General features: G+C 61.4%; 18 protein-coding genes. All 18 read left to right on the forward strand.

Annotated elements, in window-relative coordinates; all coding sequences use genetic code 11:
- The first annotated feature begins 1 nt into the window (after position 1).
- The 18 genes from mltG (at position 2) to NQL71_RS18955 (ending at position 18,179) form a co-directional block, all read left to right on the forward strand.
- On the forward strand, positions 2–1,261 hold the full coding sequence (gene mltG, locus NQL71_RS18870; RefSeq protein WP_274643101.1) for an endolytic transglycosylase MltG: 1,260 nt from the start codon (positions 2–4) through the stop codon (positions 1,259–1,261).
- Positions 1,262–1,280: 19 nt separating this feature from the next.
- Complete coding sequence (gene tmk, locus NQL71_RS18875) at positions 1,281–1,913, forward strand: dTMP kinase (protein ID WP_046815945.1); 633 nt, start codon at positions 1,281–1,283, stop codon at positions 1,911–1,913.
- A complete protein-coding gene (locus NQL71_RS18880) occupies positions 1,906–2,892 on the forward strand; it encodes a DNA polymerase III subunit delta' (protein WP_166620709.1) in 987 nt (328 codons plus the stop codon). The genes tmk and NQL71_RS18880 overlap by 8 nt, the downstream gene beginning before the upstream one ends.
- 72 nt (positions 2,893–2,964) lie before the next feature.
- Entirely contained in the window at positions 2,965–3,750 is a 786-nt protein-coding gene (locus NQL71_RS18885) for a TatD family hydrolase (protein ID WP_046815947.1), read from the forward strand.
- A gap of 341 nt (positions 3,751–4,091) precedes the next feature.
- On the forward strand, positions 4,092–4,730 hold the full coding sequence (locus tag NQL71_RS18890; RefSeq protein WP_007945721.1) for a TetR/AcrR family transcriptional regulator: 639 nt from the start codon (positions 4,092–4,094) through the stop codon (positions 4,728–4,730).
- Positions 4,731–4,866: 136 nt separating this feature from the next.
- Entirely contained in the window at positions 4,867–5,835 is a 969-nt protein-coding gene (locus NQL71_RS18895) for a GTP 3',8-cyclase MoaA (protein ID WP_166620710.1), read from the forward strand.
- 66 nt (positions 5,836–5,901) lie between these two features.
- A complete protein-coding gene (locus NQL71_RS18900) occupies positions 5,902–6,510 on the forward strand; it encodes a DUF4823 domain-containing protein (RefSeq protein ID WP_046815950.1) in 609 nt (202 codons plus the stop codon).
- A 16-nt stretch (positions 6,511–6,526) separates the two neighbouring features.
- The gene (locus NQL71_RS18905; RefSeq protein WP_046815951.1) at positions 6,527–7,087 is read left to right on the forward strand and encodes a DUF1285 domain-containing protein; all 561 of its coding nucleotides are present in this window, start codon (positions 6,527–6,529) and stop codon (positions 7,085–7,087) included.
- 172 nt (positions 7,088–7,259) lie between these two features.
- A complete protein-coding gene (locus tag NQL71_RS18910; RefSeq protein WP_046815952.1) occupies positions 7,260–7,976 on the forward strand; it encodes a FadR/GntR family transcriptional regulator in 717 nt (238 codons plus the stop codon).
- A 44-nt stretch (positions 7,977–8,020) separates the two neighbouring features.
- Positions 8,021–8,896, forward strand: a complete 876-nt coding sequence (locus NQL71_RS18915) for an SMP-30/gluconolactonase/LRE family protein (RefSeq protein WP_046815953.1) — start codon at positions 8,021–8,023, stop codon at positions 8,894–8,896.
- Positions 8,897–9,169: 273 nt separating this feature from the next.
- Complete coding sequence (locus NQL71_RS18920) at positions 9,170–9,988, forward strand: SDR family oxidoreductase (protein ID WP_046815954.1); 819 nt, start codon at positions 9,170–9,172, stop codon at positions 9,986–9,988.
- 99 nt (positions 9,989–10,087) lie between these two features.
- Positions 10,088–11,092, forward strand: a complete 1,005-nt coding sequence (locus NQL71_RS18925) for a substrate-binding domain-containing protein (RefSeq protein ID WP_077185647.1) — start codon at positions 10,088–10,090, stop codon at positions 11,090–11,092.
- A 64-nt stretch (positions 11,093–11,156) separates the two neighbouring features.
- On the forward strand, positions 11,157–12,716 hold the full coding sequence (gene araG / locus NQL71_RS18930; protein WP_077185648.1) for an L-arabinose ABC transporter ATP-binding protein AraG: 1,560 nt from the start codon (positions 11,157–11,159) through the stop codon (positions 12,714–12,716).
- A gap of 12 nt (positions 12,717–12,728) precedes the next feature.
- On the forward strand, positions 12,729–13,697 hold the full coding sequence (gene araH / locus NQL71_RS18935; protein WP_077185751.1) for an L-arabinose ABC transporter permease AraH: 969 nt from the start codon (positions 12,729–12,731) through the stop codon (positions 13,695–13,697).
- A gap of 184 nt (positions 13,698–13,881) precedes the next feature.
- Positions 13,882–14,595 carry a GntR family transcriptional regulator gene (locus NQL71_RS18940; RefSeq protein WP_046815957.1) on the forward strand — a complete coding sequence of 238 codons (714 nt, stop codon included), beginning with the start codon at positions 13,882–13,884 and terminating at the stop codon, positions 14,593–14,595.
- Entirely contained in the window at positions 14,592–15,590 is a 999-nt protein-coding gene (locus NQL71_RS18945) for an ADP-ribosylglycohydrolase family protein (RefSeq protein ID WP_274643102.1), read from the forward strand. Before NQL71_RS18940 ends, NQL71_RS18945 begins: the two co-directional genes overlap by 4 nt.
- Positions 15,591–15,790: 200 nt before the next feature.
- Positions 15,791–17,257: a purine-cytosine permease family protein gene (locus tag NQL71_RS18950; protein ID WP_274643103.1), complete on the forward strand. Its 1,467-nt coding sequence runs from the start codon at positions 15,791–15,793 to the stop codon at positions 17,255–17,257.
- Positions 17,250–18,179, forward strand: coding sequence for a PfkB family carbohydrate kinase (locus NQL71_RS18955; RefSeq protein WP_274643104.1), 930 nt, complete (start codon positions 17,250–17,252; stop codon positions 18,177–18,179). Before NQL71_RS18950 ends, NQL71_RS18955 begins: the two co-directional genes overlap by 8 nt.
- Positions 18,180–18,242: the final 63 nt, after the last annotated feature.

Below are 18,242 nucleotides of genomic sequence, written 5' to 3' on the forward strand. Positions count from 1 at the left end.
CGTGAGACGTAAACTCTTGCTGCTGCTGGAAACCGGACTGGTTCTGGCGGGGCTGACGTTAGGTGCTTCTGCCTGGAAAATTCATTCGGCACTGGTGCAACCGCTGAATATCACACAGGAAGAACTGCTTGAGGTGCCCAAGGGCACCACCCCGAACCGCACTTTCCTGCGCATGGAAGCCGATGGCGTCATCAAGGACGCCTTCTGGCTGCGCGTCTATTGGCGTTTCAATTTGCCTAAACAGCCGCTGCACAGTGGTGAGTACCGCATGACGCCTGGCATGACCGTCGAAGGCCTGATCGACCTGTGGAAGCGCGGGGAAATGGTGCAGTACAGCCTGACCCTGGTCGAAGGCTGGAATTTCCACCAGGTCCGTGCGGCCCTGGCCAAGGAAGAAAAACTTGAGCAAACCCTGAACGGTTTGAGCGACAGTCAGGTCATGGAAAAGATCGGTCATGGCGGGATTTTTCCTGAAGGGCGATTCTTTCCCGACACTTACCGCTTCGTACGGGGCATGACCGACACCGAGCTGCTGAAAACCGCTTACGACCGCCTCGACGAAGTGCTGGCCAAGGAGTGGAACCAGCGCGCAGCCGACCTGCCTTATTCCGGGCCCTATCAAGCCCTGATCATGGCCTCGCTGGTGGAGAAGGAAACTGGTGTGCCGCAGGAGCGTGGGCAGATAGCCGGCGTGTTTGTGCGGCGCATGGCGATCGGCATGTTGCTGCAAACAGACCCGACGGTGATCTATGGCCTGGGTGACCGTTACAACGGCAAGCTGACTCGCGCCCACCTCAAGGAAGCGACCCCCTACAACACCTACATGATTGCCGGCCTGCCGCCGACCCCGATTGCCATGGTCGGCCGTGAAGCCATCCACGCGGCACTCAATCCTGTGGAAGGCACCAGCCTTTACTTCGTGGCGCGCGGCGATGGCAGCCATGTGTTCTCCGATGACCTGGACGCGCACAACAACGCCGTGCGAGAGTTCCAGCTCAAGCGCCGTGCCGATTACCGCTCCAGTCCGGCACCGGTGACCACGCCAGAAACGCCCGAAACACCGGATACCCAGGCACAGCAAACCGAGACGGCGCAACCCGAGGCTAGCGATGCTCCTGAGGGCCAGCCCCCGGTCCCGGCGGCTTCGCCCTCCCCGGCGCCCGAGACGGCACCTGCAGTGCCAGAGCAAGAACCAGCGCCTGAAGCTGCACCGGATCCGCAACCAGGACCGAATGCTACAGCACCGCAAAGCACGCAATGAATCTGACTAAGGACTGCCTGTGACTGGCTTGTTTATTACGCTGGAAGGCCCGGAAGGCGCCGGCAAGAGCACCAATCGCGAATACCTGGCCGAGCGCCTGCGCGCTGCCGGTATCGAGGTGGTGCTGACCCGCGAACCGGGTGGTACGCCACTGGCCGAACGCATCCGCGAAGTGCTGTTGGCGCCGGTCGATGAAGTCATGAATCCGGACACCGAGTTGTTGCTGGTATTCGCCGCGCGTGCCCAGCACCTGGCCGAAGTCATTCGTCCGGCGCTGGCCCGTGGTGCGGTGGTGTTGTGTGATCGTTTCACCGATTCCACCTATGCCTATCAGGGCGGAGGCCGCGGCCTGTCCCTGGAACGTATCGCGGCGCTGGAAAACTTTGTCCAGGGCGACCTGCGACCCGACCTGACGCTGATCTTCGACCTGCCGGTGGAAGTGGGCCTGGCGCGCGCCAGTGCCCGCGGGCGCCTGGATCGTTTTGAACTGGAAGGCCGGACCTTTTTCGATGCCGTGCGCGGTGCTTTCCTAAAGCGCGCGGCAGAACAGCCTGCGCGTTACGTGCTGATCGACGCCGCACAGCCGTTGGCGCAGGTCCAGCAATCCCTTGATGCCTTGCTGCCACGCCTGTTGGAGTTGAGCCGTGGCTGAAGCCTACCCGTGGCAGGACAGTCTCTGGCAGCAGCTGGCCGGTCGTGCGCAACACGCCCATGCCTATCTGCTTCATGGCCCGGCCGGGATCGGCAAGCGGGCGTTGGCCGAACGCCTGATGGCCAGCCTGCTATGCCAGCGTCCGACCGCGCAGGGCGCTTGTGGCGAATGCAAATCGTGCCTGTTGCTCAAGGCCGGCAGTCATCCCGACAACTACATCCTGGAGCCGGAGGAAGCCGACAAGGCGATCAAGGTCGACCAGGTGCGCGACCTGGTCAGTTTCGTGGTGCAGACCGCACAGTTGGGTGGACGCAAGGTGGTGCTGATCGAGCCGGTCGAGTCGATGAACATCAACGCCGCCAACGCTTTGCTCAAAAGCCTCGAGGAGCCGTCCGGCGACACCGTGTTGCTGTTGGTCAGCCACCAGCCCAGCCGTCTGTTGCCGACCATCAAGAGCCGCTGCGTGCAGCAAGCCTGCCCGCTGCCGGGCGAGGCCATGAGCCTGGACTGGCTGGCCAAGGCCTTGCCGGAGTGTTCGCAGGAAGAACGCGTCGAATTGCTGACCCTGGCCGCCGGTTCGCCGCTGGCCGCCGTCAACCTGCAGGCCCAGGGCGTGCGTGAGCAGCGCGCGCAAGTGGTCGATGGGGTGAAGAAATTGCTCAAGCAGCAACAATCGCCGACACAGCTGGCCGAGGGCTGGAATGCGATTCCGTTGTTGCTGCTGTTCGACTGGTTCTGTGACTGGTCGAGCCTGATCCTGCGCTATCAGCTGACCCAGGATGAAGAAGGCCTGGGGCTGATGGACATGCGCAAGGTGATTCAGTACCTGGCGCAAAAAACCACTCAGGATAAGGTCCTGAACATCCAGGACTGGATCCTTGCCCAACGCCAGAAAGTGTTGAGCAAAGCCAACCTCAACCGGGTGCTGTTGCTGGAAGCGCTGCTGGTGCAATGGGCGACTTTGCCTACCCAGAGATAACCCTCTGCGCCTAAACTCCAAGTCACAGGCAATCCGACTGTCCCACTCATACGATGTAGTTGCAGCCCATTTATGCTCGTAGATTCCCATTGTCACCTTGATCGCCTCGACCTCGCCGCCCATGACGGCTCGCTGGATGCCGCCCTGGAGGCGGCCCGCCAGCGTGGGGTAGGGCACTTTCTGTGTATCGGTGTCAGCGCCGACAACGCGGCCGATGTCAAAGCCCTGGCCGAGCGCTACGACGATGTCGATTGCTCGGTCGGCGTGCATCCGCTGGACGTGCAGCCGGGTGCGGCGCCTGCGCTGGATTGGCTGTTGCACGAGCTCAACCATCCGCGCGTGGTGGCGATCGGTGAAACCGGCCTGGATTATCACTACGAACCGGAAGCGGCAGCGTTGCAGCAGCAATCCTTCAGGTTGCACCTGCAAGCGGCCCAGCAGACCGGCAAGCCGGTGATCATCCATACCCGCGGTGCCCGCGCCGATACCTTGAACCTGCTGCGTGAAGCGGCGCTGCCCCAGGCGGGCGTACTGCACTGTTTCACCGAAGACTGGGACATGGCGAAAGCCGCGCTGGACATGGGTTACTACATTTCCCTGTCCGGGATTGTCACATTCCGCAATGCCGACGCATTGCGCGACGTGGCGAGCAAGGTGCCAGCCGACCGTTTGCTGGTGGAAACCGACTCACCGTACCTGGCGCCGATCCCGTATCGCGGCAAGCCGAACCTGCCGCAGTACGTTCGTGAAGTAGCGGAATTTCTGGCAATGTTGCGGGGTGAGGCTTACGAGCGATTTGCCGAGCAGACCACCGAGAACTTCAAGCGATTGTTCCCGTTGGCGCATGTGAAAGGTTAAATCGCAGGCAAAAAAAACCCGGGTTCTGGGGGGTGAATCCGGGTTAAGACCATTAGGAGTAAAACAATGGCACGCGGTCCGTTGGTACCAATATCGGCGTGACACTTGGGGGAGATGCCCCGCCGACAGTTCAAGTATTGATCAGTATTTCGCACCGTCCAGTTTGTAGGCCGCGGTTTTTAAACAAATTTGGAATACGCACGCTTCAGAAGAGTTCTCATCAAAGGTCGATCTTGCGCGAAATCATCAAGAAACACAGATATGGTCGGATGATCCGTGCATTTTGGCGTAATTTAGGCATAATACGCGGCTTCGAATTTTGACCCCTACAGACCTTTCCTATGCATAAAGAACCTCGTAAGGTCCGTGAGTTTCGTCGCCGCGAGCAAGAAATTCTCGATACCGCGCTCAAGCTGTTCCTCGACCAGGGTGAAGACAGTGTCACCGTCGAGATGATCGCTGATGCTGTCGGTATCGGCAAAGGCACGATCTACAAGCACTTCAAGTCCAAGGCCGAGATCTATCTGCGCCTGATGCTCGACTATGAGCGCGATTTGAACGAGCTGTTGCATTCAGCCGATGTCGACAAGGACAAGGAAGCCCTGTCCCGCGCCTATTTCGAGTTCCGCATGCGCGACCCACAGCGTTACCGGTTGTTTGACCGCCTGGAAGAAAAGGTCGTCAAGGGCAACCAGGTGCCGGAGATGGTCGAGGAGCTGCACAAGATCCGCGCTTCGAACTTCGAACGCCTGACCTTGCTCATCAAGGGCCGGATCAGCGAAGGCAAGCTTGAAGACGTGCCGCCTTACTTCCATTACTGCGCATCCTGGGCGCTGGTGCATGGTGCCGTGGCGCTGTACCACTCGCCGTTCTGGAGCAATGTGCTGGAAGACCAGGAAGGCTTCTTCCAGTTCCTGATGGACATCGGCGTGCGCATGGGCAACAAGCGCAAACGCGACAGCGACACCCCGAGCAGCTGAGCCATTCAGCTGCCTTATTGCCCATGATTTCGCTACATGGAGCAGTACCGCAGGAATATACTCAGGCATAGGGCTTGCTAAAACTTGATTTGTGAGTCAAGTTTTACCAGCCCGTATATTCTTCGCCGGAGTCATCATGATCGTTGACCGTCAAGGCAGGCGTTTTCGCAATTTGCGAGTCAGCCTGACCTCAGCCTGCAATTACGCTTGTACCTACTGCGTGCCCAACGGCAAGCGGCTGGTGGCTGCGCAGGATGAATTGTCGGCCGAAGCCATGGCGCGCGGGGTGGCCTACCTCATCGAGGCGGCGGGCATCGAGCGCTTGCGCATCACGGGTGGCGAACCGCTGGTCAGTCCGAAACTCGAAGCCTTCATGGCCGCCGTCGGCCAGATGGGGCTGCAGGACATCAGCCTGACCACCAACGGGCAGCTGTTGGCGAAGAAGCTGCCGATCCTGGTCGACGCCGGCATTCGGCGCATCAACGTTTCCCTCGATACCCTGGACGCTTCTGCGTTTCGCGGCATTGCCCGTGGCGGCGACCTGGCGACAGTGCTCAGTGGCATGGACCAGGCCCGCGCCGCAGGCATGAAGGTCAAGGTCAACATGGTGCCGCTGCGCGGCCAGAACCTCGACCAGGTGATGCCACTGCTCGACTACTGCCTGGAGCGCGGCTATGAGCTGCGCTTCATTGAATTGATGCGCATGGGCCATCTGGCGAGCGACGCCAATGCGTTCCTGCAGCAGTTCGTCAGCCTGCAACAGCTGCTGAGCCTGATCGGCGAACGCTATGAGTATCTGCAGGCCGATGCGCCCGTCGATGCCACCGCCGTGCGCTACGAGATTCCGGGGCAGGGCCACTTCGGCGTGATCGCCAACGAAAGCGTTCCGTTCTGCCGCACCTGCTCGCGGTTGCGCCTGTCGTCCACTGGCTGGCTGCATGGCTGCCTGTCGTCGAGCAATCGCCACTATGTCGGCGATCTTCTGGACAAGCCGCGCCATCAAGCATTGCCGGCCTTGCAGCGGTTGCTGGTCAAGGCGTTGGGCGATAAGCAGGAAGTGGCGTTTTCCGGTGGTGCCACGGTCATGAAGATTATTGGCGGCTGAGCTGGCGCAAAAGCTGCATCCCACGGCCATTCGCCGGTTTTCCGTCACCGGCCTCTGGAGGATAGGATGCGTAGCCTGGTTTTGCTGCTGGCCATTTTGGCGCTCGGTGGCTGCATGAATGTCAGCGACATGGCCGAAGGGACTCGCTACCACATGAGCGACGCCGGCCTGCTGGACCACAGCGACAGTCGCCGGGTAAACAACCTGCGCATTCAGCCGGACTCCTTCGTCTACATTGCCCAGGGCGCCTTCATGCCGCCTGGCAGTGCCGTCTACCCGCGTCCCAACGTAATCGCCGAAGTCGCCTTCGATGGTTTCGTCGAATACTTCCCGATGGTCCGCCGCGCCCGCACACCGCAAGGTCTTGACCAGGCCATGGGCGAAGCCCGTGCCGTGGGGGCCCATTACCTGCTCTATACCCGTTTCGCCAAGTCCGACGACCGCATCGGCAACTCGGATGAGTGGCTGGATCAGGAAGCCTTGGATCGCCTTGGTATCGACACCGGCGTGATTCAGATCATGTTGATCGAGACCAGCACCCAGTATTTGATTGATACTGCACGTATCAACAGTCGTGGTGGTCTCCTGACCTTCCACGACGAAAAACCCGAAGACCTGATGGGCCCGCCGCTGCAACAGTACGCGCGCAGCCTGCTGGGGCTCAGCGACCAGTAATATCAAGGAGAACGCCATGAGTGGCCCGCAAAAAGCCAACGACCTGCTGGGGCAAATCCCCAAGACCCAAGGCTTGCCCCCGGTCCACCTGTGGAATCCCGACTTCTGCGGCGACATCGACATGCGCATCGCCCGCGACGGCACCTGGTACTACCTGGGTACGCCGATCGGACGCAAGCCGATGGTCAAGCTGTTCTCCACCATCATTCGCCGCGACGGCGATGATTACTTCCTGATCACTCCCGTCGAGAAGGTCGGCATCAAGGTCGATGACGCGCCCTTTGTGGCGATTGCCGTGGAAGCGGAGGGCGAGGGTGAGGCGCAGGTTCTGCGCTTTACCACCAACGTCGATGAGATTGCAGAAGCCGGCACCGAGCATCCGATTCGCGTGGTCATCGATCCTGATACACAAGAACCGTCCCCCTACGTGCATGTGCGCACCAACCTCGAAGCGCTGATCCATCGCAATGTGTTTTATCAGCTGGTTGAGCTGGCGGTGAGTCGTGAGATCGAAGGTCAACGCTGGTTGGGAGTGTGGAGTGGCGGTGAGTTTTTCCGCATTGGTCTTGAACCCTGACACATCCCCCTGTGGGAGCGAGCCTGCTCGCGAAGGCGCCGGTTCAGTCGACCTTTTTATTGGGAGCAGGCTCGCTCCCACCGGTATTTTCATACGCTCATAAAAATCAATTTGACACCCAATCATATGATGATTAGCGTGGGCATCCATCGCGAAAGGCTTTGAGGTGTCCATGTCCAGCAGTTTTCATGCATCGACGGTCGATTGGCTGGGCTGCTGGATCGCTGCCGGGCAGGTCAGGCCGGGTGACTCGCTGAGAGTCGAAGCCGACCTTGGCGAACAACTGGGTGTCAGCCGCACGGTCATTCGCGAAGCCATCAAGACCCTGGTCGCCAAGGGCATGCTCGAAGTCGGGCCGAAAGTCGGCACGCGGGTGTTGCCGGTACGGCGCTGGAACCTCTTCGATCCGCAAGTCGTCGGCTGGCTGTCCCGCAGCGGGTTGCCGGAGAACTTCGTCGATGACTTGCTCGACCTGCGTCGCACCATCGAGCCGATGGCCGTGCGCTGGGCCTGCGAACGCGCAACCGCCGGACAACTCGACGCCATCCTGTTGGCCTATAACGCGCTGGAGCGGGCGGTGGACAGCGGCGTCGATTACAACCGAGCCGACCAGCTCTTCCACGAATGCATTCTCGCGGCCAGCCACAATCAATTCATCGAGCAAATGGTCCCGGCCCTGGGGGCGCTGCTGGCGGTGTGTTTCGAAGTGTCCGCCGCCGACCCGGACGAACTGCGCCGCACCTTGCCGATTCACAAGGACATGGCCGATGCCATCGCCGCCCGGGATACCGCGCGGGGTGTCTGGGCCTGCATGACTCTGATCGACAACGCGGACCTGGCGATCAAGCGCTACTACCCGCAAGTGATGGCCGATAAAAGGGCCAGCTGACATCGAAGAACCCGCATAAAAACAATAACAATGCAGGAGGTTTCATGGAGTGGACTGCCGTTACCGAACACCGGGCCCAGCTCGGCGAAGGTCCGTTCTGGGATGCGCCGACCCAGGCGCTGTATTGGGTGGACATCTCTGGCAAGCAGGTGCTGCGGTTGATCGGTGCCAACGTGCAGATCTGGCAGATGCCGGAGCATGTGTCCGCCTTCATTCCCTGCGAAAGCGGCGATGCGCTGGTGACCTTGAGCAGCGGCGTCTATCGGCTGGACCTGGACTCCCCGGGGTTGAAGCCTCGACTGAGGTTGTTCTGCGTCGCCGACCCGCAACCCGGCAACCGCGCCAACGAGGCCCGCTGCGATGCCTTGGGCAGGCTGTGGCTTGGCACCATGCAAAACAACATTGGCGAGCAGGGCGAAGACCTGCCTGTCGAACGCTGTTCCGGTGGCCTGTTCCGTGTTGACCGCGATGCGCGAGTGACGCCGCTGCTGCGTGGCCTGGGCATTCCCAACACGCTGCTGTGGAGTGATGACGCCACCACCGTATATTTCGGCGACAGCCTCAAAGGCACGTTGTACCGGCACTTCATTCGTACCGACGGCCACCTCGAACCGGCGCAGGCTTGGTTCGGCCCCCATACACGCGGCGGCCCGGACGGCTCGGCGATGGATGCCGAAGGTTTTATCTGGAATGCCCGATGGGACGGCAGTTGTCTGCTCAGGCTGACACCGGATGGCCAGGTCGATCGGGTCATCGAGCTGCCCGTCAGCCGTCCGACCAGTTGCGTGTTTGGCGACGCCGACCTGAAGACCCTGTACATCACCAGCGCCGCGAGTCCGCTTGGGCACCCGCTGGATGGGGCGGTGCTGGCGATCCGTGTCGATGTTGCAGGAAAGGTCTGTAGCCGATTTGCAGGATAAATCCCTAAATATGGGATGCAAATATATATATTGAGATTATCAGCGGGCCGGGTTTATAGTCGGCTCCGTCAGTTACACGCACTCACACTTAAAAAAACAAAACAGGTGAAGTGATGCAGCGATATTCCCCCGTACTCCCTTGTGGGGTCTGCGTTTCAGGGCACCTTGGTGCTGAAGCGTTTTCGCGCCTGCCTGTTTCTTCCTCAACGCCTTTTGACCGGACATCTACCGATGCCCGGTTTTCGTCGTGCTTTCGAACAGGAGTCCTGATCCATGGCTGAACCTCTTTCGCTGCCCCCGGTGCCCGAACCGCCCAAGGGCGAACGTCTGAAAAACAAGGTCGTGCTGTTGACCGGCGCCGCCCAAGGCATCGGCGAGGCGATCGTCGCGACTTTCGCGTCCCAGCAAGCCAAGCTGGTCATCAGCGATATCCAGGGCGAAAAAGTCGAAAACGTCGCAGCGCAGTGGCGGGGCAAAGGGGCCGACGTGGTGGCGATCAAGGCTGACGTTTCGCAGCAGCAAGACCTGCAGGCGATGGCCAGGCTGGCGGTTGAGTTGCACGGGCGGATCGACGTGCTGGTCAATTGCGCCGGGGTCAACGTGTTCCGCGATCCTCTGGAAATGACCGAGGAAGACTGGCGTCGCTGCTTCGCCATCGACCTGGACGGCGCCTGGTACGGTTGCAAGGCCGTGTTGCCGCAGATGATCGAGCAGGGCATCGGCAGCATCATCAACATTGCCTCGACCCATTCCACCCACATCATTCCGGGCTGCTTCCCTTATCCGGTGGCCAAGCACGGCTTGCTCGGCCTGACCCGCGCCCTGGGCATCGAATACGCCCCCAAGGGCATTCGCGTCAACGCCATCGCGCCGGGCTACATCGAAACCCAATTGAACGTCGACTACTGGAACGGTTTCGCCGACCCCCACGCCGAACGTCAGCGCGCCTTTGACCTGCATCCGCCACGTCGCATCGGCCAGCCGATCGAAGTGGCCATGACGGCGGTGTTCCTGGCCAGTGATGAGGCGCCGTTCATCAACGCATCGTGCATCACCATCGATGGCGGACGCTCCGTGATGTACCACGACTAAGCTGTCCGGGTTTGAGGCGGCAAGCCACGTCTGGAATCCAATCATCATACGATATGACTATTGGCAATACGCTCAACAAAAACAACAAGGAGTCAGCTTATGAATCGTCGTCATGCCATCCGTACCCTGTGCTGTGCCGCCCTGGCGGTCAGCGCTGTCAGCTTGAGCAGCACGCTGCTGGCGGCCGAGGAAGTGAAAATCGGTTTTTTGGTCAAGCAAGCGGAAGAACCCTGGTTCCAGACTGAATGGGCCTTCGCCGAAAAGGCCGGCAAGGATAAGGGCTTCACCCTGATCAAGATTGCCGTGCCTGATGGTGAGAAAACCCTGTCGGCCATCGACAGTCTGGCGGCCAACGGCGCCAAGGGTTTCGTGATTTGCCCGCCGGACGTGTCCCTGGGCCCGGCGATCATGGCCAAGGCCAAGCTCAACGGTTTGAAAGTGATCGCCGTGGATGACCGTTTCGTCGATGCCAGCGGCAAGTTCATGGAAGACGTGCCGTACCTGGGCATGGCCGCGTTCGAAGTCGGCCAGAAGCAGGGCAGCGCCATGGCCAGCGAAGCGAAAAAACGCGGTTGGGACTGGAAAGACACCTATGCCGTGATCAACACCTACAACGAACTCGACACGGGCAAAAAGCGCACCGACGGCTCGGTCAAGGCCTTGCAGGATGCCGGCATGCCCAAGGACCACATCCTCTTCTCGGCGCTGAAGACCCTCGACGTACCGGGCAGCATGGACGCCACCAACTCGGCGCTGGTGAAGCTGCCGAGCGCGGCGAAGAACCTGATCATCGGTGGCATGAACGACAACACCGTGCTCGGCGGCGTGCGCGCTACCGAAGCCGCCGGTTTTGCTGCGGCGAACGTGATCGGCATCGGCATCAACGGCACCGACGCCATTGGCGAGCTGAAGAAACCCGACAGCGGCTTCTACGGTTCGATGCTGCCCAGCCCGCATATCGAGGGCTACAACACCGCCAGCATGATGTACGAGTGGGTCACCAGCGGCAAAGAACCGCCGAAGTACACCGCCATGGACGACGTGACGCTGATCACGCGCGACAACTTCAAGCAGGAACTGGAAAAGATCGGCCTGTGGAACTGAGGGCCGGTTGATTTCATTGGCGGCCCCGGCAACGGGGCTGCCTGATCTGTGTGATGAGGTGGTTATGCACGCGCAAACACAAGTACAGAAACATCCCGGCAGTTCTTTCAGTGGCAGTGGCAGCTTGCGCTTCAACGGGATCGGCAAGACCTTTCCCGGGGTGAAAGCGCTGGACAACATCAACTTCGTCGCCCATCCGGGGCAGGTTCATGCCTTGATGGGCGAGAACGGCGCCGGCAAGTCGACCTTGCTGAAAATCCTCGGCGGCGCCTACATCCCGAGCAGCGGCGACCTGCAGATCGGCGGCCAGACGATGGCCTTCAAGTCCACCGCCGACAGCATCGGCAGCGGCGTCGCAGTGATTCATCAAGAGCTGCACCTGGTGCCGGAAATGACCGTGGCGGAAAACCTGTTTCTCGGTCACCTGCCCGCCAGTTTCGGCCTGATCAATCGCGGCACTCTGCGCCAGCAGGCCCTGGCGTGCCTTCGCGGCCTGGCTGACGAAATCGACCCACAGGAGAAGGTCGGGCGCCTGTCCCTCGGCCAGCGGCAGTTGGTCGAGATCGCCAAGGCCTTGTCCCGGGGCGCCCATGTGATCGCCTTCGACGAGCCCACCAGCAGCCTGTCGGCGCGGGAGATCGACCGCTTGATGGCGATCATCGCGCGCTTGCGCGACGAGGGCAAAGTGGTGCTCTACGTCTCCCATCGCATGGAGGAAGTGTTCCGTATCTGCAACGCGGTGACGGTGTTCAAGGACGGCCGTTATGTGCGCACCTTCGAAGACATGAGCCAGCTGACCCACGATCAATTGGTCACCTGCATGGTCGGTCGCGACATCCAGGACATCTACGATTACCGCCCTCGCCAGCGTGGCGCGGTGGCGTTGAAAGTCGACCGCCTGCTCGGGCCTGGCCTGCGCGAACCTGTGAGTTTCGAGGCGCACAAAGGCGAAATCCTCGGCTTGTTCGGCCTGGTCGGCGCGGGGCGCACGGAATTGTTTCGCCTGCTCAGTGGCCTGGAACGCAACAGTGCCGGACGCCTTGAGTTGCGCGGTCATGAGCTGAAACTGCGCTCACCCCGGGATGCGATTGCGGCCGGGATCCTGCTCTGTCCCGAGGACCGCAAGAAGGAGGGCATCCTGCCGCTGGCGAGCGTCGCCGAGAACATCAACATCAGTGCCCGTGGTGCGCATGCCACCTTCGGCTGCCTGTTGCGCGGCCTGTGGGAGAAGGGCAACGCCGACAAGCAGATCAAGGCGCTCAAGGTCAAGACGCCCCACGCCGGGCAGCCGATCAAGTTTCTCTCCGGCGGCAACCAGCAGAAGGCCATTCTCGGTCGCTGGCTGTCGATGCCGATGAAAGTCCTGCTGCTCGACGAGCCCACCCGCGGCATCGACATCGGCGCCAAGGCCGAGATCTACCAGATCATCCATGACCTGGCCGCCAGTGGCATTGCGGTGATCGTGGTGTCCAGCGACCTGATGGAAGTGATGGGCATTTCCGACCGCATCCTGGTGCTGTGCGAAGGCGCGTTGCGCGGCGAACTGAGCCGCGAACAGGCCAATGAATCCAATCTGCTGCAACTGGCTTTGCCGCGCCAACGCACTGACGGCGTGGCGAACTGAGAGGTGACTATGATGACAAGCCAAAACGACGCACTGCCAACCCCGCGCAAGCCCCTGGACCTGCGGCGCTTTCTCGATGACTGGGTGATGCTGCTGGCGGCCGTCGGGATCTTCGTGCTCTGCACCTTGCTGATCGACAACTTCCTCTCGCCCTTGAACATGCGCGGCCTGGGCCTGGCGATTTCCACCACCGGGATCGCGGCGTGCACCATGCTGTATTGCCTGGCGTCGGGGCATTTCGATCTGTCGGTGGGCTCGGTAATCGCCTGCGCCGGGGTGGTTGCCGCGGTGGTGATGCGTGACACCGACAGCCTTTTCCTGGGGGTCAGCGCGGCGTTGGCCATGGGGCTGATCGTCGGGCTGATCAATGGCATCGTGATTGCCAAACTGCGGGTCAATGCGCTGATCACCACGCTGGCGACCATGCAGATCGTCCGTGGCCTGGCCTACATCTTCGCCAACGGCAAAGCGGTGGGCGTGTCCCAGGAGTCGTTCTTCGTGTTCGGTAACGGGCAGTTGTTCGGCGTGCCGGTGCCCATCCTGATCACCATCGTCTGCTTCCTGTTCTTCGGTTGGTTGCTCAACTACACCACCTACGGGCGCAACACCATGGCCATCGGCGGTAACCAGGAAGCGGCGCTGCTGGCGGGGGTCAACGTCGATCGGACCAAGATCATCATCTTCGCCGTGCACGGCCTGATCGGTGCGCTGGCCGGCGTCATCCTGGCCTCGCGCATGACCTCGGGCCAGCCGATGATCGGCCAGGGTTTCGAGCTGACGGTGATCTCGGCCTGCGTGCTGGGCGGCGTGTCGCTCAGCGGCGGGATCGGCATGATCCGGCACGTGATTGCCGGGGTGCTGATCCTGGCGATCATCGAGAACGCGATGAACCTGAAGAACATCGATACCTTCTACCAGTATGTGATTCGCGGTTCGATCCTGTTGCTGGCGGTGGTGATTGACCGCCTGAAACAGCGCTGACACCCTGATAACCTGTGGGAGCGAGCCTGCTCGCGAAGACGGAGTGTCAACCAGCATTGATGTTGGATGTGCCACCGCTTCGCGAGCAGACTCGCTCCCACTGGGTATTTGCCATGCCATCCTTCTGTCATAGTCCTTAAAAAATCCTTGCCCGTCATAACCTGTTTCGGTTACTAATTTGTACATGATTAGACAGGTACGATTCGACAAGAAACAACGGGTGGTCGACGAACTCATCCGGCGCATTGAAAGCGGTCTCATGGAGGACGGCTTTCATCTGCCAGGCGAGCATCAGTTGGCCCAGGAATTCAAAGTCAGCCGAGGAACCTTGCGTGAAGCGCTAGCCGAGTTGAAACGGCGTAACTACATTGCGACGCAAAGCGGGGTCGGTTCCATTGTCACTTTCGACGGCGTGGCACTGGATCAGCGCAGCGGCTGGGCCCAGGCCCTGGCCGACAGCGGCGCGCTGGTCAATACCGAAGTGCTGCGGCTGGAGGCGGTGACCCGTCCCGACCTGATGTCACGCTTTGGCACCGACCAATTCATCACCCTCGACCGTCGCCGCCGCTCCAATGACGGCACGCTGGTCTCCCTCGAACGCTCACTGATGCCCGCTACCGGAGGCCTGGAAAGCCTGCCGCGGGTTGGCTTGATCGATAACTCATTGACCATCACCCTGGCCGCCTATGGCTACATCGGCGAGCGCGGCGATCAATGGATCGGTGCCGAGCCGTTGAACGCCGAAGATGCCGAACTGCTGGGCCGTCCGGTCGGCACCGTATTCCTCAAGGCCTTGCGCACCACTTATGACCGGCAACACCGCTTCATGGAGCAGGTGGAAAGCCTGCTCGATCCAGTGCATTTTCGTCTGCACCTGCAATTTGGACCTTCGAAATGACCGCGCTCGATCGTGCGCTTGGCGCGTTCTACGGCCTGGCCCTGGGCGACGCGCTGGGCATGCCGACCCAATCCCTGAGCCGCGCCGACATCAAGGCGCGATTCGGCGACATCACCGACCTTGAAGATGCTGGCCCCGATCAGCCGATCGCCGCCAATATGCCCAAGGGCTCGATCACCGATGACACCGAACAGGCAATTCTGGTTGGTCAGTTGCTGCTCGAAGGCAAAGGCCACATCGAACCCTCGGTGCTTGCACAACGCTTGATCGAATGGGAAGCGGTGATGCAGGCCAAGGGCTCGCAGGACTTGCTCGGCCCTTCGACCAAACGGGCGATCGAGATGATCCTCGCCGGCCATTCTGCCGAAGAAGCCGGGCGCTATGGCACCACCAATGGCGCCGCCATGCGTATCACACCGGTCGGGATTGCCGCGGACGTGGCCAACCCCGAGCGCTTCATCGCTGCCGTGGTGCAGGCCTGCCAGGTCACCCACAACACCACGCTGGGCATTTCCAGCGCGGCAGCGGTGGCGGCGGTGGTGTCCGCCGGGATCAACGGCATGGACCTGGGTGAGGCGCTGAACCTCGGCCAGCAATTCGCCCAGCAAGCCGAGGGTCATGGACACTGGGTGGCCGGCGGACGAATCGCTTCGCGCATCAGTTGGGCACGCAGCATCAGCGTCGACAGTGACAAGGCGTTGCTCGCCGACTTGCTGTACGACGTCATCGGCACCTCGGTGGCTTCGCAAGAGTCGGTGGTGGTGTCGTTTGCCCTGGCCCAGCAAGTGGCCATTGGCGAAATGAATGCCTTCGACGCATTGTGCATGGCCGCCAGCCTGGGCGGTGACACCGACACCATCGCGGCGATCCTGGGGGCGATGCTCGGGGCCTGCCTGGGGCTGGCGAGCTGGCCGGTGGCGATGATCGAGACGGTCAAAACCGTCAATGACCTGGAGCTGGAACCTTTGGTGCAAGGGCTTTTGGCCTTGCGTTGACTGGGCTGGCCTCTTCGCGAGCAAGCCCGCTCCCACATTGAATCTGTGCCATGCACATAATTTGTAGGCGCTGCGGATCAAGTGTGGGAGCGGGCTTGCTCGCGAAGGGGAGCGCCGCGTATTGAAGTTTTTCACCGGGATGTTGTGCCAACTCCCGTATTTGCCTACAACCACAAAAATGGCAACAGGAGCATTTTTTCATGAGTTCATCGAACGCCGGGCAGAACGCCGGGCAGCTGGAAACCCGCGGCATCGAGCCGGTGCCGGAAGCCGAGTGCAATGGGCATCCGCTGCAGCTGTTCTGGGTCTGGTTCGCCGCCAACATTTCCATTCTCGGCCTGCCGCTGGGTGCGACCCTCGTGGCCTTTCGCGGGTTGGCGATCTGGCAGGCGATCATCGTCGCGATCCTCGGTGCCGCCGGTTCTTTCGCGGTGGTCGGGATCATTTCCATCGCCGGTCGTCGTGGTCGTGCGCCGAGCCTGACCCTGTCGCGCGCCATCTTCGGTGTGCGCGGTAATATCGGCCCGACCCTGGTCTCGCTGATGTCGCGCCTGGGCTGGGAAACCGTCAACACCACCACCGCCGCGTTCGTGCTGCTGTCGCTGTGCTCGATCCTTTTTGGTTCGCCGGTGGAAGCGAAAAGCGCGCCGATACTGACGCTGGTGTTCATCGCGATTTTTGTCCTGTTGACCTTGTCGGTCTCCGGCCTCGGTCACGCCACATTGCTGGTGATCCAGAAGTGGGCGACCTACGTGTTCGGTGCGCTGAACATCCTGGTCGGCGGCTTCCTCTGCGCCACCATCGACTGGAGCGCGGTGTTCAACGCCACGCCGGCGCCGATGAGCGCGATGATCATTGGTATCGGCACCATGGCGGCCGGCACCGGGATCGGTTGGGCCAATGCCGGTGCCGACATGTCGCGCTATCAGCATCGCAGCGTCAAGGCCGTGCGCCTGGTGGCGTCGGCAGCGTTCGGCGCGGGCATTCCACTGGTGCTGTTGATCACCCTCGGTGGCCTGTTGTCGGTGGGCAACAACGACCTGGCCCAGGCCACCGACCCGATCATCGCCATCCGCGACATGCTGCCGACCTGGATGGCCGTGCCGTACCTGATCACCGCCTTCGGTGGCCTACTGCTGTCGAACAACCTGTCGGTGTACTCCGCCGGCCTGACCACGCTGACCCTCGGCCTGAAGGTCAAGCGCGTCTACGCCGTGGTGGTGGACATCGTGGCGATCTTCGCCGGTTCGATCTACTTCATGCTGATCGCCGACAGTTTCTACGGCCCCTTCATCACCTTCATTTCCCTGCTGGCGGTGCCGATCACGGCATGGGTCGGGATCTTCGTGGTCGACCTGATTCATCGGCATTACTACAGCCCCAAGGACCTGCTGGACGTCAGTCCGAGCAGCGCCTACTGGTATCGCGGCGGCGTCGAGTGGCGCGCGTTCGGCGCCTGGGCGCTGGCGATCGTGCTCGGTTTCAGCTTCACCACCATCGGCACCACGGCAGAAAACACCTGGTTCAAGGGCTTCCTGTCCGACTCGTGGCTGGGGCATAACGGCCTCGGCTGGATCGTCACCTTTGTGGTTGCCGGTGGCATTTATCTTGTACTCGGCGGGGCGACGGACCGTCGTGCCGCGCTGGTCGAGAATGCTCATGCCTAAGATGCTGCACACCGGCCAGGTCATTATCGACCTGGTCATGGCCGTGGATAAATTGCCGCAAGCGGGGGGTGACGTGTTGGCGCAGTCCGCCAGTTTCCAGGCTGGCGGCGGTTTCAATGTGATGGCGGCCGCCCAGCGTAACGGGCTGTCGGTGGTCTACCTCGGTCGCCACGGCACCGGACGTTTCGGTGACCTGGCGCGTGAGGCCATGAATGCCGAAGGCATCCGGATCGGCATCGCTGATCCTGCCGAGCGCGATACCGGGCTGTGCGTGGCCATCACCGACGCTTCGGCCGAACGCAGTTTCGTCTCCTACATCGGTGCCGAAGGCGAGTTGACTGCCGAGGACCTGGCCAGTGTGCCGACCGAGGCGGGCGATTATGTCTACGTCAGCGGCTACAGCCTGCTGCACGTGGGCAAGGCACAACCGTTGGTGAACTGGGTGCTGACGCTGCCACAAGGCGTCAACGTGGTGTTCGATCCGGGGCCGTTGGTGGATTCGCCGGACGCGCCGCTGATGCAGGCTTTACTGCCGCGTATCGACGTGTGGACCAGCAACAGCGTCGAAGCGCTGAAAATTACCGGCTCGACAGACATCGCTCAGGCGCTGGATGGTCTGCTCGGGTTTCTGCCGCGCAATGTGCTCATGGTCGTGCGTGACGGGCCCCAGGGATGCTGGATTGATCAGCACGGCGAGCGTCGACATGTACCGGGTTTCAAAGTGCAGGCGGTCGACAGCAATGGCGCTGGCGATGCTCATGCCGGCGTGTTCATAGCGGGGCTGGCGCAGGGGTTGTCGGCGTTTGATGCGGCGCAACGGGCGAATGCGGCAGCGGCGTTGGCGGTAACCCGGTGGGGGCCGGCGACTTCGCCTGGGGCTGCTGAGGTGGATGCTTTGATCCGCGAGACTTTCGGCGCCTGATCGGACGCCATCGCTGGCAAACCAGCTCCTGGTGGTGAGCACATAATGGGTGAACACCATCGA

The organism is Pseudomonas serbica (assembly GCF_028823535.1).
Lineage (GTDB): Bacteria > Pseudomonadota > Gammaproteobacteria > Pseudomonadales > Pseudomonadaceae > Aquipseudomonas > Aquipseudomonas serbica.

Bases quoted from the DNA above. Each gene is read 5' to 3' on its own strand.
- NQL71_RS18905 (WP_046815951.1), top strand. From the start codon at position 6,527: ATGAGTGGCCCGCAAAAAGCCAACGACCTGCTGGGGCAAATCCCCAAG.
- NQL71_RS18910 (WP_046815952.1), top strand. From the start codon at position 7,260: ATGTCCAGCAGTTTTCATGCATCGACGGTCGATTGGCTGGGCTGCTGG.
- NQL71_RS18890 (WP_007945721.1), top strand. From the start codon at position 4,092: ATGCATAAAGAACCTCGTAAGGTCCGTGAGTTTCGTCGCCGCGAGCAA.
- NQL71_RS18885 (WP_046815947.1), top strand. From the start codon at position 2,965: ATGCTCGTAGATTCCCATTGTCACCTTGATCGCCTCGACCTCGCCGCC.
- NQL71_RS18900 (WP_046815950.1), top strand. From the start codon at position 5,902: ATGCGTAGCCTGGTTTTGCTGCTGGCCATTTTGGCGCTCGGTGGCTGC.
- NQL71_RS18925 (WP_077185647.1), top strand. From the start codon at position 10,088: ATGAATCGTCGTCATGCCATCCGTACCCTGTGCTGTGCCGCCCTGGCG.
- NQL71_RS18945 (WP_274643102.1), top strand. From the start codon at position 14,592: ATGACCGCGCTCGATCGTGCGCTTGGCGCGTTCTACGGCCTGGCCCTG.
- araG (WP_077185648.1), top strand. From the start codon at position 11,157: ATGCACGCGCAAACACAAGTACAGAAACATCCCGGCAGTTCTTTCAGT.
- NQL71_RS18950 (WP_274643103.1), top strand. From the start codon at position 15,791: ATGAGTTCATCGAACGCCGGGCAGAACGCCGGGCAGCTGGAAACCCGC.
- NQL71_RS18895 (WP_166620710.1), top strand. From the start codon at position 4,867: ATGATCGTTGACCGTCAAGGCAGGCGTTTTCGCAATTTGCGAGTCAGC.
- NQL71_RS18915 (WP_046815953.1), top strand. From the start codon at position 8,021: ATGGAGTGGACTGCCGTTACCGAACACCGGGCCCAGCTCGGCGAAGGT.
- NQL71_RS18955 (WP_274643104.1), top strand. From the start codon at position 17,250: ATGCCTAAGATGCTGCACACCGGCCAGGTCATTATCGACCTGGTCATG.
- araH (WP_077185751.1), top strand. From the start codon at position 12,729: ATGACAAGCCAAAACGACGCACTGCCAACCCCGCGCAAGCCCCTGGAC.
- NQL71_RS18920 (WP_046815954.1), top strand. From the start codon at position 9,170: ATGGCTGAACCTCTTTCGCTGCCCCCGGTGCCCGAACCGCCCAAGGGC.
- NQL71_RS18940 (WP_046815957.1), top strand. From the start codon at position 13,882: ATGATTAGACAGGTACGATTCGACAAGAAACAACGGGTGGTCGACGAA.